This window comes from Nocardioides proteolyticus (assembly GCF_051280635.3).
GTDB lineage: Bacteria > Actinomycetota > Actinomycetes > Propionibacteriales > Nocardioidaceae > Nocardioides.
In genome coordinates, this window is the sequence record NZ_JBNBPO030000019.1 from 24157 (window position 1) to 50329 (window position 26173).

At 71.8% G+C, this 26173-nt stretch carries 26 protein-coding genes and 2 tRNA genes; 18 read left to right on the forward strand and 10 right to left on the reverse strand.

Going from position 1 to position 26173, the window contains the following annotated elements; genetic code table 11:
- Positions 1-19: 19 nt before the first annotated feature.
- Together ACPOLA_RS12440 and ACPOLA_RS12445 are read left to right on the forward strand one after the other, a co-directional pair.
- Positions 20-1114 carry an ATP-binding cassette domain-containing protein gene (locus tag ACPOLA_RS12440; RefSeq protein ID WP_435770758.1) on the forward strand — a complete coding sequence of 365 codons (1095 nt, stop codon included), beginning with the start codon at positions 20-22 and terminating at the stop codon, positions 1112-1114.
- Complete coding sequence (locus ACPOLA_RS12445) at positions 1111-1926, forward strand: ABC transporter permease (RefSeq protein ID WP_435770759.1); 816 nt, start codon at positions 1111-1113, stop codon at positions 1924-1926. The genes ACPOLA_RS12440 and ACPOLA_RS12445 overlap by 4 nt, the downstream gene beginning before the upstream one ends.
- A gap of 18 nt (positions 1927-1944) precedes the next feature.
- Here the strand turns inward: ACPOLA_RS12445 and ACPOLA_RS12450 are convergent, their stop codons facing one another.
- From ACPOLA_RS12450 to ACPOLA_RS12465, 4 genes are read right to left on the reverse strand one after another with little or no spacing between them, the layout of a single operon-like run.
- A complete protein-coding gene (locus ACPOLA_RS12450) occupies positions 1945-2769 on the reverse strand; it encodes a purine-nucleoside phosphorylase (protein WP_435770760.1) in 825 nt (274 codons plus the stop codon).
- Positions 2770-2788: 19 nt separating this feature from the next.
- Positions 2789-4225 (reverse strand): YncE family protein, encoded by a 1437-nt coding sequence (locus ACPOLA_RS12455; RefSeq protein ID WP_435770761.1) that lies wholly within the window; start codon positions 4223-4225, stop codon positions 2789-2791.
- A gap of 31 nt (positions 4226-4256) precedes the next feature.
- Positions 4257-4709: a gamma-glutamylcyclotransferase gene (locus tag ACPOLA_RS12460; protein WP_435770762.1), complete on the reverse strand. Its 453-nt coding sequence runs from the start codon at positions 4707-4709 to the stop codon at positions 4257-4259.
- Between the two features lie 50 nt (positions 4710-4759).
- Complete coding sequence (locus ACPOLA_RS12465; protein WP_435770763.1) at positions 4760-5953, reverse strand: S8 family peptidase; 1194 nt, start codon at positions 5951-5953, stop codon at positions 4760-4762.
- A gap of 143 nt (positions 5954-6096) precedes the next feature.
- Between ACPOLA_RS12465 and lpdA the strand changes: the two genes are divergently transcribed.
- The 12 genes from lpdA to clpX all read left to right on the forward strand — a co-directional run bounded on the left by lpdA (position 6097) and on the right by clpX (position 17093).
- Entirely contained in the window at positions 6097-7497 is a 1401-nt protein-coding gene (lpdA, locus tag ACPOLA_RS12470) for a dihydrolipoyl dehydrogenase (RefSeq protein WP_435770764.1), read from the forward strand.
- A gap of 34 nt (positions 7498-7531) precedes the next feature.
- The gene (locus ACPOLA_RS12475) at positions 7532-8899 is read left to right on the forward strand and encodes an NAD(P)H-quinone dehydrogenase (protein ID WP_435770765.1); all 1368 of its coding nucleotides are present in this window, start codon (positions 7532-7534) and stop codon (positions 8897-8899) included.
- A gap of 52 nt (positions 8900-8951) precedes the next feature.
- The gene (locus tag ACPOLA_RS12480) at positions 8952-9458 is read left to right on the forward strand and encodes a ribose-5-phosphate isomerase (RefSeq protein ID WP_435770766.1); all 507 of its coding nucleotides are present in this window, start codon (positions 8952-8954) and stop codon (positions 9456-9458) included.
- Positions 9451-10320 carry an Fpg/Nei family DNA glycosylase gene (locus ACPOLA_RS12485; protein ID WP_435770767.1) on the forward strand — a complete coding sequence of 290 codons (870 nt, stop codon included), beginning with the start codon at positions 9451-9453 and terminating at the stop codon, positions 10318-10320. The genes ACPOLA_RS12480 and ACPOLA_RS12485 overlap by 8 nt, the downstream gene beginning before the upstream one ends.
- Positions 10317-11369, forward strand: a complete 1053-nt coding sequence (locus tag ACPOLA_RS12490) for a PP2C family protein-serine/threonine phosphatase (protein WP_435770768.1) — start codon at positions 10317-10319, stop codon at positions 11367-11369. The genes ACPOLA_RS12485 and ACPOLA_RS12490 overlap by 4 nt, the downstream gene beginning before the upstream one ends.
- Before the next feature lie 96 nt (positions 11370-11465).
- Positions 11466-11536, forward strand: a tRNA-Gly gene (locus ACPOLA_RS12495).
- A 36-nt stretch (positions 11537-11572) separates the two neighbouring features.
- Positions 11573-11645: transfer RNA gene (locus ACPOLA_RS12500), tRNA-Pro, on the forward strand.
- A gap of 34 nt (positions 11646-11679) precedes the next feature.
- The gene (gene tig / locus ACPOLA_RS12505) at positions 11680-13089 is read left to right on the forward strand and encodes a trigger factor (protein WP_435770769.1); all 1410 of its coding nucleotides are present in this window, start codon (positions 11680-11682) and stop codon (positions 13087-13089) included.
- A gap of 56 nt (positions 13090-13145) precedes the next feature.
- On the forward strand, positions 13146-14315 hold the full coding sequence (locus tag ACPOLA_RS12510; protein WP_435770770.1) for an esterase/lipase family protein: 1170 nt from the start codon (positions 13146-13148) through the stop codon (positions 14313-14315).
- Positions 14316-14478: 163 nt separating this feature from the next.
- Positions 14479-15084, forward strand: a complete 606-nt coding sequence (locus ACPOLA_RS12515; RefSeq protein WP_435770771.1) for an ATP-dependent Clp protease proteolytic subunit — start codon at positions 14479-14481, stop codon at positions 15082-15084.
- Between the two features lie 15 nt (positions 15085-15099).
- The gene (locus tag ACPOLA_RS12520; RefSeq protein WP_435770772.1) at positions 15100-15705 is read left to right on the forward strand and encodes an ATP-dependent Clp protease proteolytic subunit; all 606 of its coding nucleotides are present in this window, start codon (positions 15100-15102) and stop codon (positions 15703-15705) included.
- 101 nt (positions 15706-15806) lie between these two features.
- Positions 15807-17093, forward strand: coding sequence for an ATP-dependent Clp protease ATP-binding subunit ClpX (clpX, locus tag ACPOLA_RS12525; protein ID WP_435770773.1), 1287 nt, complete (start codon positions 15807-15809; stop codon positions 17091-17093).
- Between the two features lie 13 nt (positions 17094-17106).
- On the opposite strand, the gene ACPOLA_RS12530 is transcribed toward clpX, so the two are convergent.
- Positions 17107-17586: an acyl-CoA thioesterase gene (locus ACPOLA_RS12530; protein WP_435770774.1), complete on the reverse strand. Its 480-nt coding sequence runs from the start codon at positions 17584-17586 to the stop codon at positions 17107-17109.
- Between the two features lie 96 nt (positions 17587-17682).
- Between ACPOLA_RS12530 and ACPOLA_RS12535 the strand changes: the two genes are divergently transcribed.
- On the forward strand, positions 17683-18279 hold the full coding sequence (locus ACPOLA_RS12535) for a TetR/AcrR family transcriptional regulator (protein ID WP_435770775.1): 597 nt from the start codon (positions 17683-17685) through the stop codon (positions 18277-18279).
- Positions 18280-18284: 5 nt separating this feature from the next.
- On the opposite strand, the gene ACPOLA_RS12540 is transcribed toward ACPOLA_RS12535, so the two are convergent.
- Positions 18285-18608 carry a hypothetical protein gene (locus ACPOLA_RS12540; protein WP_435770776.1) on the reverse strand — a complete coding sequence of 108 codons (324 nt, stop codon included), beginning with the start codon at positions 18606-18608 and terminating at the stop codon, positions 18285-18287.
- Between the two features lie 35 nt (positions 18609-18643).
- On the opposite strand from ACPOLA_RS12540, the gene ACPOLA_RS12545 reads away from it, so the two are divergent.
- A complete protein-coding gene (locus ACPOLA_RS12545; protein ID WP_435770777.1) occupies positions 18644-19003 on the forward strand; it encodes a hypothetical protein in 360 nt (119 codons plus the stop codon).
- Between the two features lie 85 nt (positions 19004-19088).
- Positions 19089-19373 carry a hypothetical protein gene (locus tag ACPOLA_RS12550; RefSeq protein ID WP_435770778.1) on the forward strand — a complete coding sequence of 95 codons (285 nt, stop codon included), beginning with the start codon at positions 19089-19091 and terminating at the stop codon, positions 19371-19373.
- 52 nt (positions 19374-19425) lie between these two features.
- Here the strand turns inward: ACPOLA_RS12550 and ACPOLA_RS12555 are convergent, their stop codons facing one another.
- From ACPOLA_RS12555 to valS, 4 genes are all read right to left on the reverse strand, one after another.
- Complete coding sequence (locus ACPOLA_RS12555) at positions 19426-19842, reverse strand: DUF4279 domain-containing protein (RefSeq protein WP_435770779.1); 417 nt, start codon at positions 19840-19842, stop codon at positions 19426-19428.
- Between the two features lie 505 nt (positions 19843-20347).
- On the reverse strand, positions 20348-21763 hold the full coding sequence (locus ACPOLA_RS12560) for a hypothetical protein (RefSeq protein WP_435770780.1): 1416 nt from the start codon (positions 21761-21763) through the stop codon (positions 20348-20350).
- A gap of 74 nt (positions 21764-21837) precedes the next feature.
- Entirely contained in the window at positions 21838-22194 is a 357-nt protein-coding gene (locus ACPOLA_RS12565; protein ID WP_435770781.1) for a hypothetical protein, read from the reverse strand.
- Complete coding sequence (valS, locus tag ACPOLA_RS12570) at positions 22191-24857, reverse strand: valine--tRNA ligase (protein ID WP_435770782.1); 2667 nt, start codon at positions 24855-24857, stop codon at positions 22191-22193. Before valS ends, ACPOLA_RS12565 begins: the two co-directional genes overlap by 4 nt.
- A 60-nt stretch (positions 24858-24917) precedes the next feature.
- Here valS and ACPOLA_RS12575 point away from each other — a divergent pair, with 60 nt between their 5' ends.
- Positions 24918-26105, forward strand: coding sequence for a SpoIID/LytB domain-containing protein (locus ACPOLA_RS12575; RefSeq protein ID WP_435770783.1), 1188 nt, complete (start codon positions 24918-24920; stop codon positions 26103-26105).
- Positions 26106-26173: the final 68 nt, after the last annotated feature.

Sequence of the window (26173 nt, forward strand, 5' to 3'; positions counted from 1 at the left end):
GCTCCCTAGCGTGGGAGTCATGGACAACAACCAGGCAAGAACAGGCAGTGCGGTGGGACCGGTGGGACCGGTCGGAATGGTCGGAGCGGCGGGGGCGGCCGGCGCCCTCGGCGGTCCGGTGATCCGGACGTCCGGGCTCACCCGGCACTTCACCCGCAACAAGCAGACGATCGAGGCCGTCCGCGGGCTCGACCTGGAGGTCGGGGCGGGCGAGCTCGTCGCGTTCCTCGGACCCAACGGCGCCGGCAAGTCGACGACGCTGCGGATGCTCACCACGTTGATCGCCCCGACGGCGGGCTCCGCCGAGGTGGCCGGCCACGACGTGGTGCGCGACCGTGCGGCCGTACGGCGCTCCATCGGCTACGTCGGCCAGGGCAACGCGGCCGGCCACCAGTTCCGCGGCCGCGACGAGCTGCTGTGCCAGGCCCGCTGGCACGGGCTGTCGGCCCGGGACGCCCGGATGCGCACCGACCAGCTGCTCGAGGCCTTCGACCTCACCGAGCACGCGGACCGGCCGGTGTCGCAGCTCTCCGGCGGCCAGCGCCGCCGGCTCGACGTGGCGATCGGCCTGGTCCAGGAGCCGGCGATCCTGTTCCTCGACGAGCCCTCGACCGGGCTCGACCCGCAGAACCGGGTGAACCTGCAGGAGCAGGTCCGGCGGCTCAACGCCGAGCTCGGCACCACGATAGTGCTCACCACCCACTACCTGGAGGAGGCCGACGCGCTCGCCGGCCGGGTGATCGTCATCGACCACGGTCGGGTGATCGCCGACGACACCGCCGGCGGCCTCAAGTCGGCGCTCGGCGACCTGGTCGGCATGGACTTCGCCGACCCGGACGCCGCCCACGCGGCCGCACGCCGGGCCGACCGGCTGCCCGGGGCGCACGTGACCGTCACCGACGCCCACGTCGCGGTGCGCGCGCCCTTCGGCCGCGACGCCGCACCCACCCTCGTCGCCGAGCTGGCCGCGGCCGGCACGCCGGTCACCCGGCTCGAGGTCGTCGGGCCCACGCTCGACGACGTGTTCCTCAACCTCACCGGGCGCAGCCTGCGTGAGTCACAGACCTCCGGCCCCGTCGCCGACGAGGCCCTCACCGAAGGAGACGCAGCATGACCATCGAGATCGAGATGACCGCGGCGCCGGCACCGGCCGTCCGTCGTACCCGTATCGCGGCGGGGCCGGTCGGCATCGTCGCCGACATCTGGCACGTGCTGGTCCGCGAGCTCCAGCCCGTGCTGCGCCAGCCGGTGTCGGTGCTGTTCGCGATGGTGCAGCCGCTGGTGTTCCTCGGCCTCTTCGCGCCGTTGCTGCCGGACACCGGCGAGGGGTCGGCGCTGCAGTGGTTCGTGCCGGGCATCGTCGCGATGACGGCGCTGATGAGCGCGTCCTTCACCGGGGCGAACCTCAGCGAGGAGATCATCAGCGGCTCCTTCGAGCGGCTGCTCGTCGCGCCGGTGCGCAGGTCGGCGCTGATGGTCGGCAAGGCCCTCCGCGAGACCGTGCCGCTGCTCCTGCAGACGGCGATCATCGTCGTCGCGGTGACGCCCTTCGCGTTCGACCTGCACCTGCCGGGCGTCCTGGTCGGTGTGGTCGTCCTGGTGCCCTTCAGCGTCGGCCTGGGCGCGCTGAGCCTCGCCCTGGCCGTCGCGGCGAAGGACCAGGCGTGGGTGTTCTGGACCGTGCAGCAGACGGTGATCTTCCCGCTGCTGCTGCTCGCCGGCGTCCTGCTCCCGCTGGACGGAGCACCGGGCTGGCTGCAGGCGGCCGCCGACGTGAACCCGCTGCGGTACGTCGTCGACGCGGAGCGGGCCCTGTTCGCCGGGTCCTTCCCGGTGGACACCGTGGCCGCCGGGTTCGGGGCGTCCCTGGTGGTCGGCGCGCTCGGCCTCTGGGTGGGCGTGCGGACGATGAACCGCGCGAGCTGAGCGCGGCCGGTCCAGGCCTCAGACGAGCGGCACCACCCGGCTGAGCAGCTCGCCCATCCGGGTGGCTGCCGCTCGTCCGGCCTCCAGCACCTCGGCATGGTCGAGCGGCTCGCCGCTGATGCCGGCGGCGAGGTTGGTCACCAGGCTGATGCCGAGGACCTCCATCCCGGCCTCGCGGGCGGCGATCGCCTCCAGGGTCGTGCTCATCCCGACCAGGTGCCCGCCGATCGCGCGCACCATGCCGATCTCGGCCGGGGTCTCGTAGTGGGGTCCGGGGAACTGCACGTAGACGCCCTCGTCGAGCGACGCGTCGACCGTGCGGCACAGCTCCCGCAGTCGCTGGGAGTAGAGGTCGGTGAGGTCGACGAACCGCGGCCCGACGATCGGCGAGCGACCGGTCAGGTTGATGTGGTCGCTGATCAGCACCGGCTGTCCCGGCTGCCAGGTGTCCTTGAGGCCGCCGCAGCCGTTGGTGAGCACGATCGCATGGCAGCCGGCCGCGGCCGCCGTACGCACACCGTGGACGACCGACTCGACACCCCGGCCCTCGTAGTAGTGGGTGCGGCTCAGGAAGACGAGCAGGTTGCGGTCGCCGCCCTCGCCGGGCAGCCGGATGGACCGCACCTTGCCGGCGTGGCCCGCCACGGCCGCGGCGGAGAACCCGGGCAGGTCCGTGACGTCCAGCTCGGTCGTGTGGGTGCCGGTCGGGTCCAGCGCCTCGGCGGCCGGGAGCCAGCCCGACCCGAGCACCAGGGCGATGTCGTGACGGGCCACGCCCGTCAGCTCCGCGAGGCGGGCGGCGGCCTGTTCGGCCAGGGCGTACGGCGAGGGCGACTCGGTCACGAGCCGGAGCCTAGCCGGGTCACCACCCGGCGATGACGCTCTCCGGCACGTAGCCGTGACGGACCCGCTGCGGGTGGTCGCCGACGGCCAGGTAGGCGAGCTCCTTGCCGGTCGCCGGGTCGACCACGGCCACGGCGTCGCTCTCGGACAGCGAGATCCAGCAGGTGTCGCGCGGCCCCTCGGTCGTCCAGTACGGCTTGAGGTAGGTGTGGCCCGTGGTCTGCTCGTCGAGGATCGTGTAGCGGCCGGTGGCGCGGTCGACGATCGCGGCGTAGTCGTCCATGGTGCCCGCGACGCAGAGCTTGGTGCCGTCCTTGTTGATCGACAGGCCGTGGTGGGCCGAGTCGTTGACGTACTGCTCGCGGAGCATGTTGGGCACCCGGTTGGGCAGCGGAATCACCCGCGTGACGGCCCCGTGGCTCGGCTCGGCCACGCCGCCCAGGGTGTAGTCGGTCGTCCCGTTGATGTCGGGGGCCTGCGTGTCGAACTCGACCAGGCCGTGGAAGAACGACACCTGGAAGTAGAGAAAGCGCTCGCCGGGAGCGACGGCCATCGGCCGCACGGCGCTGCTCATCCGCGGGTAGCCCGCCTCCTTCAGCTCGTGGCCGATGCCCCACCGGCTGGCGACGGAGAAGTCGGGCTCGTTGACGACCTGGAACCACCGGTCGCCCTTGAGCGGGTCGAGCAGCGGGTGGTCGCCCGGGGTGTACACCAACCCGATCGAGGCGTGGTAGACCCGGTCGCCGCGCTTGGAGTAGTTCGACTCGTGCGGCGTCTCGCCCGAGGTGAAGGTGCGCAGCCGGTCGCCCATCCTCACCACCCGGCCGTCCGGCAGGGTCTCGTCGACCATGGAGAACTCGATGACCTGGCGCTCGGTGGAGTCCGACACCAGCAGCCGGCGGCCGTCGGGGGAGAGGGCCATGTGGTCGCTGCGGTGGCCGTCCATCGGCTGCTCGCGGACGATCGAGTCGGTGCGCCCCGCGGTCGCCTTCGCGATGTCGATCCAGACCACGTCGGCGAAGCTGGGTCGCGACACGGCGAGGTAGCGGCCGTCCGCGGTGGTGAACATGTCGTCGACGTACTGGTCGTGGCCCTCGCCCGGTCCCTGCTGGATCGCGAGGTAGAACGCCAGCCGCACCGGGTTGGTGAGGATGGCGGAGAGCTCCTGGGACTTGTCCGGGATCAGGTTGACGCCGCGCTTGAGCACCTCGAACGTCCTGGTGTCCACGATGCTGGCGGTGCCGGCCCAGTTGTTGCCCACCCACATCACGTCGCGCAGGCCGGGGGCCGGCGCCTGCCGGGCGGTTGCGGCGGCCGGGGCCGCGGCGGACGCGTCGGACGCGGCGGCCGGCGCGGAGGGAGCGGGCGGCGCCGTCGTGGCGGTCACCGCGAGCGCGAGGGCGGCGGCCGCGGTGCCGACCGCGGCGAGCCGGGGCAGGGGGAGGGAGGGACGCATGACCGGCACAACGACCCGGAACTGGAACGGGTTACAGGCCGGTCGACCGGCACGGCCGCGCCCGCAGCGCCGCGACGTAGTCGACCGGGGCGTCGGCCGCCTCGGCGGCATCGGCCAGCACGCCGAGGTACGACGCCGAGGGCAGCCCGCCCTCGTAGGCGTCCAGCACGTAGGTCCAGGCGACGACCTCGCCGGCCATCGTCGACACCCGCACCTTCGTCTTGCGGTAGAGCCCGCTGTCGGCCGCCTCCCACCCGTCGAGGTGCGGCTCGTCGAGCGGGCTCACGTCGTACACGGCGACGAAGACCTGCTCGAAGGGGTCCTGGACGATCGTCGCCAGGGCGCCGTCCCAGCCGTGCTCCTCGCCGCCGAACGTCAGCCGCCAGCCGGGGAGCCATCCGGTGGCACGGAGCGGGGAGTGCGGGCACCGCTCGCTCATCCGGACGGGATCGAGGTTGGTCCCGTAGGCGGCGTACGACGTCACGGCGACAGGCTAGTGGTAGCCGGCGCCGGGACGTCGCACGCCGCCGCCGGTCAGCGCCCGGTGTAGAGCAGGTCGTTGTTGGGGGTCGCCGGCTGGCACAGCACGAGCAGCAGGCAGGTGCGGGCGGTGTTGGTGACCTTGTCCTTGGTCGTCGCGGCGAGGATCGCCGAGCTCACCTCGGCCGGCGACGCGCCGGGGTCGCCGGACAGGTGCAGCGCGGCCGCCGCCGCGACGTGCGGGGAGGCCATCGAGGTGCCGCTGATCGTGTCGCTGCGGTCGGCCAGCCAGGCCGAGGTGATCTGCACCCCCGGAGCGAACAGGTCGACGCAGGTGCCGCGGTTGGAGAAGCTCGCCCGCGCGTCGCTGCGGTCGCTGGCCCCGACGGTCAGCGCCTCGCCGACGCGGGCGGGAGAGCGGGTGCAGGCGTCGGCGTTCTCGTTGCCCGCGGCCACGGCCATGCTCACCCCGTCGTCGATCACTCGACGCACGGCCGCGTCGAGCGCCGTGGAGGCGCCGCCTCCGAGGCTCATGTTGGCCACGGCGGGGGAGCCCGCGCGGTGGTGGGCGGCCACCCAGTCCAGGCCCGCGATCACGCCCGACGTGGCGCCCGAGCCTCCGCAGTCGAGGACGCGCACGCCGATCAGCCGCGCCTGCTTCGCCATGCCGTACGACGCGCCGCCGACGGTCCCCGCGACGTGGGTGCCGTGGCCGTTGCAGTCGGTGGCGTCGCCGTCGCCGTCGACGGTGTCGGTGCCGTGCACGGCGCGCCCGCCGAAGTCGGGATGGGTGGTGAGGATCCCGGTGTCGACGACGTAGACGTCGACGCCCGCGCCGGTCCGCTCGTAGCCGTACGAGCCGTCGAGGGGCAGGTCGCGCTGGTCGACCCGGTCCAGGCCCCAGCTCGGGGTGGGGGTCTGCGTGTCGCTCGCCCGCATCGTGCGGTCGAGCTCGACGGCGGCGACGCGCGCGTCGCTGCGCAGCAGGCCCAGCAGCGCGTCGGTCAGGGTCGCGGCGAACCCGTTGAGCGCGTGCTCGTAGACGTGGGTGACCAGCCCGCCCCGGCGGCTGACCAGGGCGTCGGCGACCCGCGCCGGGTCGGCGGACGGCTCGAGGGTGACGATCACGTCGACCAGCGAGGCGGAGCCGTGCGCGTCCGGCTGGGTCTGCGCCGCCGACGGCGGGACGTGGACCAGTGCTGCCACCGCGAGGGCGCAGGCGAGTGCGTATCCGGGGATCCGAGACATCGGGAGCATCTCCTTGGTCGCCGGGCCGGCCGTGCCCCATGCGCGACCGCACCCGAGGGTGAGCAGAACTCTGCCTCGTCGTGACCTGGGCCACAAGGACCCCGCGCTCCCTCGGGTTCGCGCGCGAGAACTAGGCTGGCTCCGTGACCCACTTCGATGTCCTCGTCCTCGGTGCCGGCCCCGGTGGGTACGTCGCCGCCATCCGTGCCGCGCAGCTCGGCAAGTCCGTTGCCGTGATCGAGAAGAAGTACTGGGGAGGCGTCTGCCTCAACGTCGGGTGCATCCCGTCCAAGGCGCTCCTGCGCAACGCGGAGATCGCCCACATCATCACGCACGAGAAGAGCACCTTCGGGATCTCCGGCGACGCCACGATGGACTTCGCCGCCACCCACAAGCGCAGCCGCGGGGTGGCCGAGGCCAGTGCCAAGGGCGTGCACTACCTGATGAAGAAGAACAAGATCACCGAGATCAACGGGTGGGGCACGCTGACCGGTCCGAAGGCGGTCGACGTCCAGGACGACAACGGCGACGTCACGGCGCACACCTGCGACGACCTGATCATCGCGACCGGCGCGACGGTGCGCACCGTGCCGGGCGTGGAGCTCAACGGCCGCAACATCGTCTCCTACGAGGAGCAGATCCTCGACGAGAAGCTGCCCGGGTCGGTGGTCATCGGCGGGTCGGGCGCGATCGGCGTCGAGTTCGCCTACGTGATGAAGAACTTCGGGGTCGACGTCACCATCGTCGAGTTCCTGGACCGGATGGTCCCCACCGAGGACGCCGACGTGTCCAAGGAGCTCGCCCGCCAGTACAAGAAGCTGGGCGTCAAGGTGCTCACCTCCACCGCGGTGAAGGGCGTCGAGGACACCGGGTCGGGCGTCAAGGTGACGGTCGCCCCCGCCGACGGCGGTGAGGAGCAGGTGCTCGAGGCGGACAAGTTCCTCGCGGCGTTCGGCTTCGCGCCCCGGGTGGAGGGCTACGGCCTGGAGAACACCGGCGTCGAGCTCACCGAGCGCGGCGCGATCGCGGTCGACGCCCGTGGCCGCACCAGCGTCGACGGCGTCTGGGCCATCGGCGACTGCACCGGCAAGCTGATGCTCGCGCACACCGCGGAGGCGATGGGCGTGGTCGCCGCCGAGACCATCGGCGGCGCGGAGACCATGGAGATCGACTTCGACATGATCCCGCGGGCGACCTTCTGTCAGCCGCAGATCGCTTCCTTCGGCTACAGCGAGCAGCAGGCCAAGGAGAAGGGCTTCGACGTGAAGACGGCCTCGTTCCCGTTCTCGGCCAACGGCAAGGCGCGCGGCATGGCCGAGGGCGTGGGCTTCGTCAAGATCGTCGCCGACGCCGAGCACAACGAGCTCCTCGGCGCCCACATGATCGGTCCGGAGGTGACCGAGCTGCTGCCCGCGCTGACGCTGGCCCAGCAGTGGGACCTCACCGCCGACGAGGTCGCGCGCAACATCTTCGCCCACCCGACGCTGTCGGAGGCGATGAAGGAAGCCGTGCACGGCATCGCCGGCCACATGATCAACCTCTGAGGCCGGCCGCGACCGCGCGAGCGAAGGAGTGACCGTGACCCGAGTCGTGATCGTGGGCGGCGGCCCGGGCGGCTACGAGTCCGCCCTGGTGGCGGCGCAGCTGGGCGCGGAGGTCGTCGTGGTCGACTCCGACGGGGTCGGGGGGTCGGCGGTGCTCACCGACTGCGTGCCGAGCAAGACGCTGATCGCGACGGCCGAGGTGATGACCGACCTCAGCGAGGCCGGCGAGCTCGGCATCCTCGTCGACCGCCCCGGCGTCGACCTCCACCGGATCAACCAGCGGGTCAAGAGCCTGGCGCTCGCCCAGTCCGCCGACATCGAGGGGCGGCTCGCGCGGGAGGGCGTCACGGTCGTCCGCGGCCGCGGTCGCCTCGACGGTCCCTCCCGGGTGGCCGTCGCGTGCGCCGACGGCTCCGAGGCGTCGTACGACGCCGACGCGGTGCTCGTGGCGACGGGAGCCGCGCCGCGGACCCTGCCGACCGCGCAGCCGGACGGCGAGCGGATCCTGACCTGGGAGCAGGTCTACGACCTCGACCGGACGCCCGAGCACATGATCGTCGTGGGGTCCGGCGTCACCGGGGCGGAGTTCGCCAGCGCCTACCAGTCGCTCGGCATCCCGGTCACCCTCGTCTCCTCGCGCGACCGGGTGCTGCCCGGCGAGGACGCCGACGCCGCCCAGGTGCTCGAGGACGTCCTCAAGCGGCGCGGCATGACCGTGCTCTCGCGGTCCCGGATGCAGTCGGTGACCCGCAACGGCGACGCGGTGACCGTCGCCCTCGTCGACGGCCGCCAGGTCGAGGGGTCGCACTGCATCCTCGCGCTCGGGTCGGTGCCCAACACGACCGGGATCGGGCTCGAGGAGGCCGGCGTCGCGCTGACCGACGGCGGCTTCGTCGAGGTCGACCGGGTCTCCCGCACCACCGCCCGCGGTGTCTACGCCGCCGGCGACTGCACCGGCGTCCTGATGCTCGCCTCCGTCGCCGCGATGCAGGGACGGATCGCGATGTGGCACTTCCTCGGCGACGCGGTGCAGCCGCTGGACCTCAGCGAGGTGTCCTCCAACGTGTTCACCTCCCCGGAGATCGCGACCGTCGGCGTCACCCAGCAGCAGGTCGACGCCGGCCGGCTCGCCGCCGACGTCGTCGTGCAGCCGCTGGCGACCAACGCCCGGGCGAAGATGCAGGGCATCCACGACGGCTTCGTGAAGCTCTTCGTCAACCCGGCCTCGCGCAGCGTGCTGGGCGGCGTCGTGGTGGGACCCCGCGCCTCGGAGCTGATCCATCCGCTCGCGATCGCGGTCACCGAGCGGATGACCGCCGACCAGCTCGCCGGCACCTTCACGGTGTATCCGTCGATCAGCGGCTCGATCGCCGAGGCGGCCCGCCGCCTGCACCAGGCCTGAGCCGACACCGCTCACTCGCACCACCATCCACTCGAAAGGCACCACCCCGCCCATGCGCGTCCACCTCGGCTGCGACCACGCCGGCCTCGAGCTCAAGTCCCACCTCATCGACTGGCTGACCGAGCACGGCTACGAGCCGGTCGACCACGGTCCCTTCGTCTACGACGCCCTCGACGACTACCCCGTCTTCTGCCTGCGCGCGGCGGAGGGGGTCGTGACCGACCGCGACGCCGGTCTCGACAGCCTCGGCGTGGTCATCGGCGGCTCGGGCAACGGCGAGCAGATCGCCGCCAACAAGGTCAAGGGCGTCCGGGCGGCGCTGGCCTGGTCGGAGGAGACGGCCCGGCTCGCCCGCGAGCACAACGACGCCTGGGTGGTCGCGGTCGGTGGCCGGATGCACAGCCTGGAGGAGATGACCCGGCTGGTCGAGGTCTTCCTCGCCACGCCGTTCCCCGGCGACGAGCGCCACGTCCGGCGGATCGGCCAGCTGGCGTCGTACGAGGCGAGCGGCGAGCTGCCGCCCCTGCCGGAGTCCGCGCTACGGCGGGGCGATGCCTGAGGGGCACACCCTCCACCGCCTGGCGGACTCCCTCACCGAGGTCTTCGGCGGCGAGCACGTGCGGGTGGGGAGCCCGCAGGGACGGTTCGCCGAGTCGGCCGCACGCCTCGACGGCGCCCGGCTGCTCGACGCCGACGCCTGGGGCAAGCAGCTCTTCCTCCGGTTCGACGAGGACCGCTTCGTCCACGTCCATCTCGGTCTCTACGGCACCTTCGACGTGTACGACGCCGTGCCGGCCGTCCCCGACCCCGTGGGCCAGGTGCGGCTGCGCCTGGTGCGCCCGGCCCGGGCCGACCGGCCGGCCGGCTACGCGGACCTGCGCGGGGCGACGACGTGCGCGCTGGTCACCGCGGCCGAGCGGGCCGCCGTCGTGGCCAGGACCGGCCCGGACCCGCTGCGGTCCGACGCCGACCCGGCACGGGCCTGGGAGCGGGTCCGGCGCAGCGCGTCACCGATCGGGACGCTGCTGATGGACCAGTCGGTGCTCGCCGGCGTCGGCAACGTCTACCGGGCCGAGGTGCTCTTCCGGCACCGGATCCATCCGTTGCGCCCGGGCCGTACGCTTCGGGCCGCACAGTGGCGCGCGATCTGGGACGATCTCGTCGTGCTGATGGCTGAGGGTGTGCGCACCGGGCGGATCGACACGGTGCGTCCCGAGCACACGCCGGAGGCGATGGGCCGGCCGCCGCGGGTCGACGACCACGGGGGAGAGGTCTACGTCTACCGCCGGACCGGCCAGCCCTGCCATGTCTGCGGGCGGCCCGTGCGCACCCAGGTGCTGGCAGGTCGCAACCTGTTCTGGTGCAGCCGGTGCCAGCCGGTCTTCCGGTCGCGCGCCGGCCGGGCCGGGGCCGCGCGATGACCCAGCTCCGGCGCCTGGGCCACCAGGGGGTCGAGAACCTCATCCTCCTGGTCCTGTCCGGGCTGGTGGTCGCCGCGATCGTCGGCATCGTCCTGGCCCCCGGCACGTTCCCGTTCACGAGCCTCAACGTGCCGCTGCTGCTGGGCGCGATCACCCTCGGCCCGCGGCGGCTCACGCTGCTGGCCCTGCTGGTGGCGGTGGCGACGGTCGTCGCCGCGGTCAGCGAGCCCGCCTTCACGACGCGGACCCTGACGGCGATCGCGCTGCTGTCGCTGCTGTGCCTGGCGGTGCTGGCCATCAGCCTGACGCGCAGCCCGATCGGCATCGGCTCCCGCGCGCGGGAGTCGATGCTCGTCGACCTCCGCGACCGGATCCTCGCCCAGGGCCAGATCCCGGAGCTGCCGAAGGGCTGGCTGGTGGAGTCGGCGCTGTCGTCGGCCGGGGGGTCGCCCTTCGCCGGCGACTTCCTGGTGGCGACCACCCGCGAGCGCGGCCGCCGGCTCGAGCTGGCGGTCGTCGACGTCTCCGGCAAGGGCGAGGCGGCCGGCACCCGGGCGCTGCAGCTCTCCGGCGCGATGGGTGGTCTGCTGGGGGCGCTGCCGCCCGGGCAGTTCCTGCCTGCCGCCAACGACTACCTGCTCCAGCGCGCCTGGGAGGAGGGCTTCGCCACCGCCGTCCACCTCTCGGTGGACCTGGCGACCGGGGCCTTCGAGCTGCGCGGCGCGGGGCACCCGCCGCCGGTGCAGCGGCACGCCGGCTCGGGCCGCTGGGAGCTGCTGCGCACCTCCGGCCCGGTGCTGGGCATCGTCGACGACGTCGAGTTCGACTGCGTGCGCGGCCGGCTCGGACCCGGCGACAGCCTGCTGCTCTACACCGACGGGATGGTCGAGGAGCCGCGGCGCGACATCGACCTGGGCGTCGACCACATGCTGGGCGCGGCCGAGTCGCTGCTGCGCCACTCGTGGGACGGCCTCGCCGACCGGCTGGTCGCCGCGGTCGGGTCGCCCGACGACGACCGGGCCCTCCTGGTCGTGCACCGCCGCCCGTAGCGCCGTCTGGTCGCGGCGCCGGTTACGAGGAGCCGCGGGCCATGTGGCACGATGACACGTGCGAATCGGCGTGCCCGCGGGCGCGCCGAGGGGCGCGGGGATGTAGCTCAATGGTAGAGCCCCAGTCTTCCAAACTGGCTACGCGGGTTCGATTCCCGTCATCCCCTCGGAGCGCGGCCTGTGGCCAGTGGCAGGCCGCTCGACGGGGCGTAGCGTAGTGGCTAGCGCGCCTGCTTTGGGAGCAGGAGACCGCAGGTTCGAGTCCTGTCGCCCCGACGCATCACCATCACCGACAAGTAGGAGAACACCTGTGAAGAGCGCCGTCGAGACCTTGAGCCCGACCCGGGCCAAGCTGACCGTCGAGGTGCCCTTCGAGGAGCTCAAGCCGAGCCTCGACGCGGCGTACCAGAAGATCGCCAAGCAGATCAACGTCCCCGGCTTCCGCCGCGGGAAGGTGCCGCCGCAGGTCATCGACCGCCAGGTCGGTCGCGGCGTGGTGCTCGACGAGGCCGTCAACGAGGTGCTCCCCAAGGCCTACGTCGAGGCGCTGACCGAGAACTCCCTGACCCCCCTGGCGCAGCCGGAGATCGAGGTCACCAAGTTCGAGGACAACGACGGCCTCGAGTTCACCGCCGAGGTGGACGTCAAGCCGGAGATCGAGCTGCCGTCGTACGACGGGCTCGAGGCGACCGTCGACGACCTGGAGGTCTCCGACGCCGACGTCGACGAGCAGCTCGAGGCCATGCGCGAGCGGTTCGGCACCCTCATCGACGTCGAGCGCCCCGCCCAGGACGGCGACTTCGTCGTGATCGACCTCGTCGCCACCAAGGACGGCGAGGTCGTCAACGGCGCCGAGATCTCCGACTTCTCCTACAAGGTCGGCAGCGGCGGCATGATCGACGGCCTCGACGAGGCGCTGACCGGCACCGCCGCCGGCGAGGACAAGACCTTCACCACCCAGCTCGTCAGCGGCGACCTGGTCGGCCAGGACGTCGACGTCAAGGTCACCGTCAAGCAGGTGCAGGAGCAGGAGCTGCCGGAGCTCGACGACGACTTCGCCCAGGAGGCCTCCGAGTTCGACACCCTGGAGGAGCTGCGCGCCGACGTCCGCGAGCGGCTGACCCGCGGCAAGCGCCTCGAACAGGCCTCCGCGGCCCGCGACGCGGTGCTCGAGTCGCTGCTGGAGAAGGTCGAGATCCCCCTCCCGGAGACCATGGTCACCGAGGAGCTCAACGCCCGCCGACAGAACGTCGAGCAGCAGCTGATGATGGCCGGGATGACCCTGGAGAAGTACCTCGAGGACGAGGGGCAGACCCAGGAGGAGTTCGAGGCCGACCTCGAGCGTCGGGTCCGCGACGCCATCGCCGCGCAGTTCCTGCTCGACGAGATCGCGGACAAGGAGGAGATGGGCGTCGACCAGTCCGAGCTGACGCAGCACATGATCCGCCGCGCGCAGCAGTCCGGTCAGGACCCGCAGGAGTTCGTCAACCACATGTTCGAGCACAACCACGTGCCGGACCTGGTGCAGGAGATCCGCCGCGGCAAGGCGCTGCAGCAGCTGGTCGAGGGTGCGACCGTCACCGACGCCTCCGGCAACGCCGTGGAGCTGAAGAACCTGCGCGGCGACGGCTCGATCGGCGAGGACGCGCCGGACGAGGCCGACTCCGACGAGGAGGCGCCGGTCAACGCGCCCGCCGAGCTCGTCGCCGACGAGGACTGAGCCCCGCACGGACACCTCAGTGCACGAGTGTGCACTGAATGGCTAGGATCGGCTCCATGAAGCAGGAGCCGACCCTGGTCGACGCGCTCGCCCTCCTCGCCGGCGTGGCCGACGACCTGGTCGTCGCCACCGCACGCGACACCCACACCGCCATCGGCGACCGGCTCCACACCGTCGCGCGCCGCGGCGTCGGGGCCGGCGGGCTGCCCGCGGAGACGCTGCACAAGGGCATCGCGGCGACCGTCTACGGCGCCCTGGGCCTGTCGTTCCGCGGCGCGAGCAAGGGGCTCTCCCGGCTCGCCGAGACCGGCGTCGGGCCCCGGCTGGAGGACAGCCCCCGCGGGCGGTTCGTGAACGCCGCCGTGAACGGGCTGATCGGTGACGAGCTGCGCCGCGACCGGCCCCGGCTGGCGATCGAGATGGGCGTGCGGCGCGACGGGCGCGACGTCGCGCTGACCAGGGGCGAGGTCGCCGAGGCGTTCCCCGGCGCCACCGGGCAGGTGGTCGTCTTCCTCCACGGCCTGTGCGAGAACGAGGACTACTGGCGCCTGCACCGCGACCGGACCGGCTCGACGTACGGCGAGATGCTGTCGCGACGCGGCTGGACACCGGTCTACCTGCGGGCCAACACCGGGCTGCCGCTGCGCGAGAACGGCGTCATCCTCGCGTCGCTGCTGCAGCGGCTGACCGACGTGTGGCCGACCGAGGTCAGCCGGATCGCGCTCGTGGGCCACTCGCTCGGTGGCCTGGTGATGCGCGCGTCCTCGGCCGTGATGGCCGACGGCGACGCGCCGGCCGCGTGGACCGGGAAGGTCACCGACGTGGTCACCCTGGGCACGCCGCACCTCGGCTCCTGGTTCGCGGTCGGCGCGGACCACACGAGCCGCACCTTCGCCCGGCTGCCGGAGGTGGCCGCGTTCGGCCGGATCATCGACCGGCAGGCGCCCGGCATCCACGACCTCATCGAGGGCCTCGCTGAGGACGTCGCGCCGCTGGCCCACGCCCGCTACCGGCTGGTGTCCGCCACCCTGACCCGGTCACCGCGCCACCCGCTGGCGCGCGCGGTCGGCGACCTGCTCGTCACTCCCCGCTCCGCGGTCGGCCGCGACCGCCGGGGCAGGGAGCTGTTCCCGGGTGCCGAGGTGCTCCACGTCGGCCGCACCGACCACTTCGGCCTCCTCAACCACCCCGAGGTGCACGCGGCCCTGGCGCGCTGGCTGGCCTGAGGGCCCGGCTCCGCCGAGCAGGATCCGACGGTCGGAGGGGACAAATCTGCTGTCGGCGAACAGCGGCGGTTATCGCGTGGATCTGTCCCCCGGGACGGCTACTGTCACCCGCGTGACTCAGTTTCCCGGTGGCCCCCAGCTCACTGCCTCGAGCGGCCCTCAGATGAACGGAGCCGGGGGGATCAACTTCCTCGACGACAACATCTACAGCCGGCTGCTCCGCGAGCGGATCGTCTTCCTCGGCTCCGAGGTGCGCGACCAGAACGCGAACGCGATCTGCGCGCAGCTCCTCCTGCTCTCGGCGGAGGACCCCGAGGCCGACATCTTCCTCCACATCAACAGCCCGGGCGGCTCGGTGGACGCCGGCATGGCGATCTACGACACGATGAACTACATCCCCAACGACGTGGCGACGGTCGGCATGGGCCTCGCCGCCTCGATGGGCCAGTTCCTGCTCTGCGCCGGCGCCAAGGGCAAGCGCTACGCCCTGCCGCACGCGCGGATCATGATGCACCAGCCCTCCTCCGGGATGGGCGGCTCGGCCTCCGACATCAAGATCCAGGCGCAGCAGTCGCTGCACATCAAGCAGGTGCTCCTCGACCTGATCGCCCAGCACACCGGCCAGAGCGTCGAGCAGGTCACCGCCGACGCCGACCGCGACCGCTGGTTCACCGCCGACGAGGCCCGCGAGTACGGCCTGGTCGACAAGGTGATCGCGAGCGCGAAGGAAGCCTCCGACGAGGGTCGTCCGGCCCACAAGAAGGACTGACGGGAAGGACTGGGCATGAACTACTACATCCCGCAGTGGGAAGAGCGGACCTCCTACGGCTTCCGCCGGATCGACCCCTACGCCAAGCTCTTCGAGGACCGCATCATCTACCTCGGCACGCCGATCTCCGACGACGTCGCCAACGCGGTCATCGCGCAGCTGCTGTGCCTGCAGTCGATGAACCCCGACCAGGACATCAGCATCTACATCAACAGTCCCGGTGGCTCGTTCACCGCGCTGACCGCGATCTACGACACGATCCAGTTCATCAAGCCCGACGTGCAGACGGTCTGCATCGGCCAGGCCGCGTCGGCGGCCGCCGTCCTGCTCGCCGCGGGCGCGAAGGGCAAGCGGCTGGCGCTGCCCAACAGCCGGATCCTGATCCACCAGCCCTACACCGAGGGCACCTTCGGCCAGACCTCGGACATCGAGATCCAGGCCAACGAGATCCTCCGGATGCGCGAGATGCTCGAGAAGATGATCAGCGACCACTCCGGCAAGCCGATCGAGGAGGTCAGCCGCGACATCGAGCGCGACAAGATCCTGACCGCGCAGGGCGCCATCGAGTACGGCCTGATCGACTCCGTGCTGGAGTCGCTGAAGACCCCGGCGCTCGCCTGACCAGCAACACCCGATGAGCCGCCCGACGTACTCCTCGTGTCACGCCCCGTCGTGGGCGTGGCAGGGGGTACCGTCGGGGAGTTCACACGTGAGGAGGATCCGTGGCACGCATCGGTGACGGTGGCGACCTGTTGAAGTGCTCGTTCTGCGGCAAGAGCCAGAAGCAGGTCAAGAAGCTCATCGCTGGTCCGGGTGTCTACATCTGCGACGAGTGCATCGACCTCTGCAACGAGATCATCGAGGAGGAGCTGGCCGAGGGCTCGGACGTCGAGCTGGCCGACCTCCCGAAGCCGAAGGAGATCTTCGAGTTCCTGAACTCCTACGTCATCGGTCAGGAGCAGGCGAAGAAGTCCCTCGCGGTCGCGGTCTACAACCACTACAAGCGCGTCCAGGCCGGCGTGCAGGCGGTCGGCGGCGCGTCGGGCAAGCACAGCAAGGACGAGGTGGTCGAGGTCGCCAAGTCCAACATCCTGGTGATCGGCCCGACCGGCTGCGGCAAGACCTACCTGGCCCAGACGCTCGCGCGGATGCTGAACGTCCCGTTCGCCATCGCCGACGCGACGGCGCTGACCGAGGCCGGCTACGTCGGCGAGGACGTCGAGAACATCCTCCTCAAGCTGATCCAGGCCGCCGACTACGACGTCAAGAAGGCCGAGACCGGGATCATCTACATCGACGAGATCGACAAGGTCGCCCGCAAGGCGGAGAACCCGTCGATCACCCGCGACGTCTCCGGCGAGGGCGTGCAGCAGGCCCTGCTGAAGATCATCGAGGGCACCACCGCCTCCGTCCCGCCCCAGGGCGGCCGCAAGCACCCGCACCAGGAGTTCATCCAGATCGACACCACGAACATCCTGTTCGTGGTGGGCGGCGCGTTCGCCGGGCTGGAGCACATCATCGAGCAGCGGGTCGGCAAGAAGTCCCTCGGCTTCACCGCCGAGCCCCGCGGCGAGGCCGAGCGCAAGGCCGAGGACCTGCTCGCCCAGGTGCGTCCGGAGGACCTCACCAAGTTCGGCCTGATCCCGGAGTTCATCGGCCGGCTGCCGCTGATCGCGAGCGTCAGCCCGCTCGACCAGGACGCCCTCGTGCAGATCCTGACCGAGCCGCGCAACGCCCTGGTCAAGCAGTACAAGAAGCTCTTCGAGCTCGACGGCGTCGAGCTGGAGTTCACCGACGACGCCGTGCAGGGGATCGCCGACAAGGCGCTCGAGCGCGGCACCGGCGCCCGCGGCCTGCGGGCCATCATCGAGGAGGTCCTCCTCCACGTGATGTACGACGTCCCGAGCCGGGGCGACGTGGAGAAGGTCGTCGTCACGCGGGAGACCGTCGACGAGGAGGTCCCGCCGACCCTGGTGCTGCGCGAGACGAAGAAGAAGAAGTCCGCCTAGTCGCCGTGGTTCCCTAGGCGGCCGGACGCGCCACCCCGGGGGCCAGCAGCGGCGCTGCCTTGGCCCAGATCTCGGCCGGGATCGGCGTCGGCCGCAGCGTCTGCCCGTCGAGGAAGACGACCACGCGGTGGCCCTCTGCGTGCACCGTCGCGTGGTCGGGGGAGAGCACCCGGAACCGATAGGTCACGCTGGTCGTCCCTGCGCGGTCGACCCAGAAGTGCACGTCGATGTCGCCGACGCCCAGCACCGGCCGGTGGTAGGTGAGCTGGAGGTCGCGGATCACGAGCACCGTCTCCTCGGGCCGCAGCCGCCACCCGGCGTCGTACCAGAAGTCCTGGACGGCGTTGTCGAAGAACGTGGCGAACCGGGCGTGGTAGAGCATCCCGTAGCCGTCGAGGTCGTCGAGGTGGACGCGCTGGCGCACCACGACCCCTGGGCCGGCATCGGCGGGCGTGCTGCTGGTCGCGGTCTCGGGTGAGACGGTCGCGGTCATCGGGGCTCCTCAGCAAGTGTGCGTGCGATCGGTCGTATAGTTCGCCAGCGTAGGCCTCCTCCCGCTTTGCGTCCAGTCGGTCGTATAGTGATCTGCATGACCACCGCGACCGGCACGACCGACGGCCGCCGCCTCCGCGGCGACGCCACCCGCCGCAAGGTGGCGCGGGAGGCGGCGATGGTGGCCACGGTCCGCGGGCTCGACTCGATCAGCGTCGGCGGCCTCGCCGAGGCCACCGGCATCAGCAAGAGCGGCATCCTCACCGTCTTCGGCAACCGAGAGGCGATCCAGGTGGCCGCCGTCGCGGAGGCGCGCCGGATCTACCAGGAGCACGTCATCGGCCCCGCCTGGGACGTCACGCCCGGCCGCGAGCGGCTGACGGCGATCCTCCAGGCCTGGCGCGGCTACCTGCACTCGGCCGTCTTTCCGGGCGGGTGCTTCCTGGCCAGCACGTCGGTCGAGTACGGCCACCGCGAGGGCCCCGTGGCCGACGCCGTACGCCGGCTCAAGCGCGAGTGGCTCGACCTGCTCGAGGCGGACCTCCGCGCCGCCGGCGCGCCGGACCCGGTGGACGACGCCTTCCGGATCGACGCCTACCTCGACGCCGGCAACGCCCGCTTCCAGCTGTACGGCGACCGCGCCGACCTCGAGCGCGGTTGCCGGCTCGCGCTGGCGGTGGTCGGAGGTCGCTGAGGACGTTACTGTCCCGGCAGCCGCGCGCCGGACAGGAACGACTCGTACTCCGCCCTGACGTCAGGATCCACCTGGGGCTGTGCGCTCGAGTAACGCGCATCCGTCCGGTCCCGCTTGGGACCGGAGATCCAGAACCCCTCGCCCGTCTCGACGTCGACGAAGTTGCCGTCGTGATTGGCCCGCGCAGTGCCGGTCACCCGCCGCAGGGTGCGGCCCCGGAAGTACGCCGTTCGCCAGCTCCTCGTGAACGTGACGCGCGCGATCCACGCCGGGCCGCGGTCGGCGTCGTACCCGGTCTTCAGCTGGACGAACATGATGCGGTCGGGCACGGGCCGATCCTAGAACGGCGGACTAGCGTGGGCGCGTGGCCGTGCGACCGAAGACGGGCTTGGCAATGGGCCCGAAGGCAGGGTTGACGACAGCCGGCGGCGCGGTGGCTGGATCGATCGCTGCACTCACCACGGCGATGTGTGTCTGGTGCATCGCGCTGTACGCGCTGGAGCGCGATCCCTACCTCGGCTACACTAGCGATCCCGAGGTCACGCGAGCGATCGCCTTCGTCGTGCTTCCGCTCGGCGCGGCGTGTGCCGCGGGCGTCGTCGCCATGGTCGTCTTCTTGTGTCGCACCGCCACGGTGCGCTGGCTGGCCGTCGCCCTCGGGCTACCGGTCATCGTCGCGGTGGCATGGCTTCCGGCATCTGCCCTGACGACATCCGCGCCCTGACTCTCCGCCGGCGCAACGGTTCCCGAGGCGCCTCGTCGGTACTCGTTCGACCGACTGTCATCGGTCCGACCGCGCGGATCGCGGGATGAGCGGGCGGGTCGCCTGCATACTGACGGCCATGTTGGATTGTCCGGTGTGCGGCTCCACCGAGCTGACCGCAAAGCCGTATGCGACTTGGCCGCCACCTGAAGGCTCGCGCCTCACCCCACCGTATGAGGACTCCCTCGGATCGCCGTCCTACGAGGTGTGTCCGAACTGCGGTTTCGAGTTCGGCAATGACGACAACCCCGGCACGGCGTCGCCCGTCTCGTTCGAGGACTACCGCGCCGAATGGGAGGCCGACGGCTCCTCGCGCTTCGGGTCTTCCTGACCGGACACCCATCGGAACGACCGCGCGCGGATCGCGGCAGATCCGGGCGCTCTCAGCGATCGTCGTGTCCGCCGTAGATGTCCAAGCCCAGCGCAATCCCTCGCTGGCCCAAGGCGAGCAGGGTCTCGGCCGACACTTCTAGTCCTTCGTTGAGGTGTCGCAGGAACCAGCCGCAGAAGAGGTCGATCTTGAATGCTTCGGCCAGACCTGTCCAGACCTGGCGGTCGGACGTGAGCCCAAGGAGCAGCTCGCGAACCTGGGCGTCGATGTCGGCCAGAACAGATTCAGGACCTTGATAGCTCCAGAGCCCGGACCTCGCGATCCGACTCACACCTTGCTTGCTGGTCACCATGTCGCCGCGCGCGTAGGCCAGCGATGCAGCCGCCCCCAGGAGGGAGCTCACCTCGTCCGGGACCAGGTCATCTCCCATGATCCGCAAGGACGCGACTGCTCGGCTCAGGATTGCCATCAGCGGGAGACTACGACTCGACGGCATGCGGCTGCGACACGTTTGTGCGAGCGTGCCCCGTCAGCGGCATGAGCGGGCGAGCGATCGGCGCCATAGCTGGCGCGCGACACGCGTCAAGAACGCGTTCGTCCGTACAGGACGGCAGCCCATAACCCCGTTGTCAGCAGCCCAGCCAACCCCGCCAGCGCGGCCCAGAAACTCGCAACCATCGCGGCGTCTGTGGACGCCGTAGCCACCCCAAGTGCCTCCGCCTCATCGAAGCCGACACCCCACCACCACAACACGCCTGCAGCACCGCTGAGAGCCACAACTCCGAAGACGACGGCCAGTGACCAGAGCAGCGGTCGCGTATGCCGCCTGCTGGCCGAGGTCATGCGCCCAACTTACCTGCGAGAGCGCCGAACGCTCCGCCCGATGCGACCGCAAATCGGCACGAGCAAGCGGATCGCAGTCCCGACCGCAGCGACCACGTCGCCCTCGCCGAAGTGCCGTGCGCGGGGCTCGGTCAGGCGGCGGGGAAGTCGGTGGCGAGCTCGACGGCGGTCGTCGTCAGCAGCTGGTACTCGGCGGCGGTGATCCGGGTCGTCCCGCTGCCGGTGACGAGGCGGTAGAGGCCGTGGGGGGTGCCCCAGACCCATCGGTCCGGGGCGAGCTGGAAGACCGAGTAGCCGAGGTGGGTCTTCGCCCGGTGGGCCGTCCGGGTGAGGGGTGTGTCGTTGTGGTCGCCGGTCTGGCCCGGTGGTCCGTGGGGTCGGTACTCGTCGGTGTGGTCGTGGTCCGGCGGTCGGCCGCCGCGTCTCCACAGGGTCGGGGCGTGGGGGAAGCGGTCGCCGACGGTGCGCAGCTCGCTGCGCGCCTTCACGTCGGTGGGGTGCTCGTAGCCGTTGACGCTGCGGCCGGAGTTGAGATCGACGACCGGGGTGAGGACGACGTCGTCGCGCCGCAGCAGGTCGCCGACCTGGGAGAGCAACACCGGGCCCAGGCCCTCGACGCGGCCCACGGGGCCGAGCGCTGCGCTGACTGCGTCGAAGGAGAGGTGGACGTGGAGATGGGCGACTGAGCGCCTCTTCGCTGACCCGCTGGGCTCTTGGGGCTCGCTGGGCTCCTCCGGCGCGTCGATGGACCGCAGGAACCCGAGAACCGCCTCGGGGTCGGCGAGCATCGCGAACGCCTCGGCGCGCCAGTGGTCGGAGGACGGAGGCTCCTCGCCCTCCCCGGGCGGTGGTGCGTGGGTGGCGAGCGCATCAGCGAGGTCGTCGACCATGCGGGCGTAGGCGCGGGCGTCCGCCTCGTCGACCCGGGCGAAGACGGCGGCCACGCCGGCCGCCTCTCCCTCGACCTGCTCGCCCGGACGGGGCTTGGGGAACCAGACGCCCTTGCGCTCACGGTTGCGGCGGAGCCGCTCCTCGTGAGCCACGGGGTCCGCCTCGATGACCTTCGCCTCGGCGATCTCCAGGATCCGGCCCGGCGGCTCGTCGAGAGCGGCTGCGACCGCTTCGTCGACGAGGAGCGCCTGCTCCTGCGTCAGCCGGCGCGACATCACGGCCACCTTCTTGAGCACCCAGGGCTCACACCGCAGGGCCTTGCCTCCCGCGAAGCACTGCGGCAGCCGGTGGCGCAGGTCGAAGGCCGTGGCGAGCTCGCGGCGCAGGGTGAACACGCCCTCCTGGCGGGCCACGGCCATCTCGGCGAGGTGGAGGTCGGAGACCTGCGGGGTGCCCTCGCCGCCGAGCGAGATCAGGCGCGGTCCACCGAACCGGACCGGCACGGCGCCCGGCTCGTCCTGCGGGTCACCGGAGTTGGCGTCGGCCCAGGCGAGGAGGAGCTCGAGGGCCTCCATCTCGACCTCGCGCCGCTTGAGCACGACGCGCTCCGCCCGCTGCAGCAGGGCTGCGACGTCAGACGGGGGAGTGGAGACCATGTCTCATCCTACCGAACTGACGTTCGAATATCAAGCGTGAGTTCGGCGCTGCCCGACGAGCTCGACTCGCCCACCTACGCGCCGCAGTGCTCCTCGACGTACGACGCCAACGCCGCTCCACCCTCGCGGCCGGCGTCGGGGCCGGCCGCGGGGCCGGCGTCCGGTCCGACGTCCGCGTCACCCTCCGCGTCGGCCGGCTCGCCCGCCGCGAGGTCGATGAGGTGGCGACGCGCCTGCCACGGCAGGTCGGGCGGCGTGCCCACCCGCCTCACCTCGTCGAGACGGCCGTCCGCGAACGACGGCGAGGTCACCGCCTCGCAGAACTCCTGCGTCTCGGCGTCGGACGGCCAGACGGTCTCGCGACAGCCGGTGGCCGCGAGCACCACTGCCGCCAGGGCGCAGGCGCAGGCGACGCCCGCCGCCCGCATCACTCGGCGGGCGGCTGCTCGGCGATCTCGGCGATCTCGGCGGTCACCGTCAGCTCCGTCGCCGATTCGTCCACGGTGAAGACCAGGTCGCCGGTGATCTTGCCGGCGGCGACCAGGTCGTGCCGCGCGACCTCGGCGTCGCGCACCAGCTTCTCCGGGCCGCGCACCTCGACCCGCGCCAGCGGGGTCTTCATGTTGACCTTGGCCTGCGACTTGGCGCCGCGGACCCCGGCCAGCGCCGCGGCGACCGAGTCGATGATCGCCGCGTCCGAGGCGGCCGCGGAGCCCAATTCGGTCACGGTCGGCCAGGGCGCGCGGTGGATGGACCCGTCCTGCCACCACGACCAGACCTCCTCGGTCACGTAAGGCAGGAAGGGTGCGAGCAGCCGGAGCTGGACCTGGAGCGCCAGGGCCAGCGTCGCCTTCGCGGAGGTGATCGGCTGGTCGGCGATCGGGTCGCCGGTCTCCGCGGTGTAGGCGCGCTCCTTGACCAGCTCGAGGTAGTCGTCGCAGAACTCCCAGAAGAACTTCTCGGTGACCTCGAGCGCGGTGGTGTAGTCGTAGGCCTCGAACGCCTCGGTCGCGCGGCGCACGACGGCGGCGAGACGCCCCACCAGCGCAGTGTCGACCGGCTCTCCCACGCACGACGGGCTGAAGTCGGTGGCGCCCACGCTGCCGAGCACGAACTTGGAGGCGTTGAGCACCTTCATCGCCAGCCGGCGGCCGACCTTCATCTGGGTCTCGTCGAACGGCGAGTCGAGACCCGGCCGCGCGATCGCGGCGCGCCACCGGACGGCGTCGGCGCCGTACTTGTCGAGGATCTCGTTGGGGACGACCACGTTCCCCTTCGACTTCGACATCTTCTTGCGGTCGGGGTCGACGATGAAGCCGGAGATCATCGCGTGCCGCCACGGCGCCGCGCCGTTCTCGAAGTGCGCGCGGACGACGCGGCTGAACAGCCAGGTCCGGATGATGTCGTGGGCGTGGGTGCACAGGTCCATCGGGAAGACCCGCGACCACAGGTCCGGGTCGGACTCCCAGCCGCCCGCGATGTGGGGCGTCAGCGACGAGGTCGCCCAGGTGTCCATCACGTCGGGGTCGCCGACGAAGCCGCCCGGCTTGCCGCGCTGGTCCTCGGTGTAGCCGGCGGGTGCCTGCGTCGACGGGTCGACGGGCAGCTCGGCCTCGTCGGGCAGCAGCAGCCGGCCGTAGTCGGGCTCGCCCTCGTCGTCGAGCGGGTACCAGACCGGGAAGGGGATGCCGAAGAACCGCTGGCGCGAGATCAGCCAGTCGCCGTTGAGCCCGCCGACCCAGTTGTCGTAGCGGTGCTTCATGTGCGGCGGCAGCCACTCGATCTCCGCGCCGCGGGCCAGCAGCTGCTCGCGGACGGCGGCGTCCCGGCCGCCGTTGCGGACGTACCACTGGCGGGTGGAGACGATCTCGAGCGGCTTGTCGCCCTTCTCGTAGAAGTTCGCCATCCGCTGCGTGGGCTTGGGGTCGCCGTCGAGGTCGCCGGTCTCGCGCAGCTTGGCGACCATCGCCTCCCGGGCGGAGTGGACGGTCTTGCCCTTGAGGTCCTCGTACGCCGCCGCAGCCTGCTCGCCGCTGAGCCACTCGGGCGTCTCGCGGGTGAACCGCCCGTCGCGCCCGATCACCGTGCGGACCGGCAGCTGCAGCTCGCGCCACCACTGCACGTCGGTCAGGTCGCCGAAGGTGCAGCACATGGCGATGCCGGCGCCCTTGTCCATCTCGGCCGCGGGGTGGGGGAGCACCGGGATCGCCACCCCGAAGACGGGCGAGGTCACGGTGCTGCCGAACAGCGGCTGGTAGCGCTCGTCGTCGGGGTGGGCGATCAGCGCCACCACCGAGGCGATCAGCTCGGGCCGGGTGGTCTCGATGTGGACCGGGCTGCCGTCGGGGCGGTGGAAGGCGACCCGGTGGTAGGCGCCGGCGTACTCCCGCGCCTCGAGCTCGGCCTGCGCGACGGCGGTCTGGAAGGTGACGTCCCAGAGCGTCGGCGCCTCCTGCAGGTAGGCCTCGCCGCGGGCGAGGTTGCGGAGGAACGCCCGCTGGCTGACGGTCTGGGCGTGCGTGCCGATGGTCGTGTAGTTGATGTCCCAGTCGACGCTGAGGCCGAGGGTCCGCCACAGCGACTCGAAGACCTTCTCGTCCTCCTCGACGAGGCGGCCGCACAGCTCGACGAAGTTCGGCCGGCTGATCGGCACCTGCCGCTTCGGGTCGGGCTTCTCCGGCGGCGTGAAGTCCGGGTCGTACGGGAGCGACGGGTCGCACCGGACGCCGTAGTAGTTCTGGACGCGGCGCTCGGTGGGCAGGCCGTTGTCGTCCCAGCCCATCGGGTAGAACACCGACTTGCCGCGCATCCGCTGGAACCGGGCGACCAGGTCGGTGTGGGTGTAGGAGAAGACGTGGCCGACGTGCAGGCTGCCGCTGACGGTCGGCGGCGGGGTGTCGATCGAGTAGACGTTCTCGCGGGGCTGCGAGCGGTCGAAGGCGTAGGTGGCCTCGGCCTTCCACCGCTCGGCCCACTTCTCCTCGAGGCCCTCCAGCACCGGCCTGTCCGGTACGACGACAGCGCGGCCCGGGACCTCGGCGGCCTCGTCCGGGCTGGTCGGTGCCGTGGCCTGGGTGCTGTCGGTCTCGGTCATGGTCAAGAATCCTAGGGCGAGGATGCCGGCAGCCTGGAACCGGCGGGTTACCCTCGGCCGATGCGCCTGCTGCTCGGAATCGCGCTGCTCGTCTCCACCGCGCTGACGGCCAGCACGCTCACCCTCCCCGCCGCCGAGGCCGCCGGGCCCGCCTCGGTGACCCTGGTGGGTCGCGGCTACGGCCACGGCAAGGGCCTGTCCCAGTACGGCGCGCAGAACGCGGCGAAGAACGAGGGACTCACCGCGAACCAGATCCTCTCCTTCTACTATCCCGGCACGTCCGTCGGCGCCGCGGGCGGGGTGATCAAGGTGCTGATCACCGCCGACACGTCCGACGACGTGGTCGTGCGGCACCGCTCGCGCCTCGCGGTGCGCAGCGTCGGCACGGGCAGGGAGTGGGCCCTGTCCGCCCGCGGTGCCGAGCGGTGGCGGATCGTCGCCGACCGCAGCATCCCCGGCAGCCGGGTCGACGTGCTGACCGACGACGGCTGGCGCCGCGGCGTCCGCCGCATCCGCGGCGAGGCGGAGTTCGTCGCCGGCGGCGCGCCGATGCGGCTCTACACCCCGTCGGGGCCGGTGGTCTACGACGGTCGGCTGCGGTCGGCGTACCACTCCGGAGGCCGCGACACGGTCAACGTGGTGCACCTCGAGGAGTACCTGCAGGGCGTGGTGCCGCGCGAGGTGCCGGCCACCTGGCACCCGCAGGCGGTCCGGGCCCAGGCCGTCGCGGCCCGCAGCTACGCCGCCTACGAGCGGGCGCACGCGCCGCGCCGCCACTTCCACGTGTGGGACACCACCCAGTCCCAGGTGTACGGCGGGGTCGCGGCCGAGCACCCCGCCGCCAACGACGCGATCGCGAAGACCCGCCGCCAGGTCCGGACCTACGGCGGTGAGCCGGCCTTCACCCAGTTCGGCTCGAGCAACGGCGGGTGGAGCCTGGCGGGGTCGATGCCCTACCTCCGGGCGCGCGAGGACCGCTACGACCTGTGGAGCGGCAACCCGAACCGGCGCTGGGAGGTGCGGGTCAGCGACAACGCCATCCAGCGGGCGTGGCCGGCCATCGGCGACTTCCGCCGCCTGGTCGTCAGCAAGCGCGACGGCCGGGGCACCTGGGGCGGCCGGGTGGTCACCGTCCAGGTGCGGGGCAGCAGGGGCTCGGTGACGGTGCCCGGCGACGACTTCCGGTCGGCCCTCGGCCTGCGGTCCACCATGTTCGTCTGCGCCGGCGGGAGCGACGCCTGCCCCTGACCCGGTGGCGGGTCGAACCGAAACTCCGGCGGGACCCTCGCCGGTCCCGCTCGTTGACGCGGCATGGG